Source organism: Pseudoalteromonas sp. SMS1 (assembly GCF_021530565.1).
Lineage (GTDB): Bacteria > Pseudomonadota > Gammaproteobacteria > Enterobacterales > Alteromonadaceae > Pseudoalteromonas.
This window is the reverse complement of the sequence record NZ_JAKGBI010000068.1, coordinates 1-1445: the sequence shown is the minus strand read 5'-3', so window position 1 is coordinate 1445 and position 1445 is coordinate 1. Positions and strand designations below refer to the sequence as shown.

At 48.5% G+C, this 1445-nt stretch carries 1 protein-coding gene; it reads left to right on the top strand.

Annotated elements, in window-relative coordinates; all coding sequences use genetic code 11:
- The coding region (locus L1286_RS24015; RefSeq protein ID WP_235409547.1) for a hypothetical protein at positions 1-1445 on the top strand (1445 nt) is incomplete at both ends.

Sequence of the window (1445 nt, the reverse complement as noted above, 5' to 3'; positions counted from 1 at the left end):
AAAGTGACGCAACACAGCTATAACAGCCGCGGTTTATTGGTGTTAGAAAAAGATGCCAACGGAAATGAAACTGAGCATCACTACAATGCCAAGGGGCTGTTAGAAAAATCGTTGGAACGCTACTTTGTTGCTGGCACCACAGATAACTACACGATTTCATACGAAGTGAACATCACGGATGGGTATGATTTCATCAAAGAGAAAGGCGAAGGGCTCCCAGCTGGGTTTACCTTTGATGCCACAAGCGGCACGTTACACCGAGTGGCGCCTGTTGGTGAAAAAGAAACCGTATACATTAAGGTGACTGCACTAAACGATGTGCATATTGCGAATGTCTCGAACCGCGTACAAGAGTTCACTTTCAGAGCGTCAGATGTGGATACTAAGACCACCGCGACGGTGGCGCATTGGCAGGCGGCGCCTAAAACTGGGGAGTTATATCGCACCACAGAATACGGCTATGATGCGCAGGACAATGTGACGCACAAAACGCTCAAGTCGGGCGGTAATGAAGCCGATCTCACCTGGTCATATGCCTACAATGCCTTTGGCGAAGTGGTCAAAGACAACGAGGGACGGTACATCTACAATGCACTTGGACAACTGCATTACACCACCCAAGGCGACGGGGTATTAAAAACCCACACTTATGATTTGGCAGGTCGATTGGTCAGCACGGAACATGCATTAAACGGCACAACAACCTTTAAACGTGATGGATTGGGCCGCGCGACCTACATTGAAAAACCAGTGTATAGCGGGTCAATTAAGCCGAGTGTGTCACAAACGTTCGACCGCTGGGGCAACATCATAGAGTTGGTTGACGAAGAAGGCGGGGTGACCAGTGCACAGTATAACTTCAGAAACCAAGTGACCTTACAAAGGTTAGCAGCCGCGTCGTACACCGATGAAATGGGGAGGGTGACTGCCAACTTTAGGGCCGAGACAAGTTATGACTACGATGCCCTTGGCAACTTGGTGTCTACCACCGATGCGAACACACATACCAATGCATTTAGCTATGATGCACGCGGTAATCAAGTGGGGCATAAAGACGGCGAAGGCAACGTAACGAAAAGCTACTACGACGAGCATGGCCGTAAAGTCATCACTCAAGATGCCGCGGCGCGTGTCACAACCATCAGTTATGACAAATTGGACCAGGTGACTGAGACGGGCCAATATGGGGTGCTTGAATCCGGTTTTGGCTATCGTTTTAACAATCAATTTGAATATGACGAATTGGGTAACCGTGCCATTGAACGCAGTGCCATGGGCGGTACCAAGCGTTATCGTTTTGATGCCTTGGGTAATGTGGTTTACTCACAGGATGAAGTGGGCAGAGAAATGCGCTATGCGTACAATAGCCGCTCTGAGCAAATTAAAAAGCAATACAGTGACTTCTACACCAGTGGTGATGCACATCAAATCACACAAGTGATTGA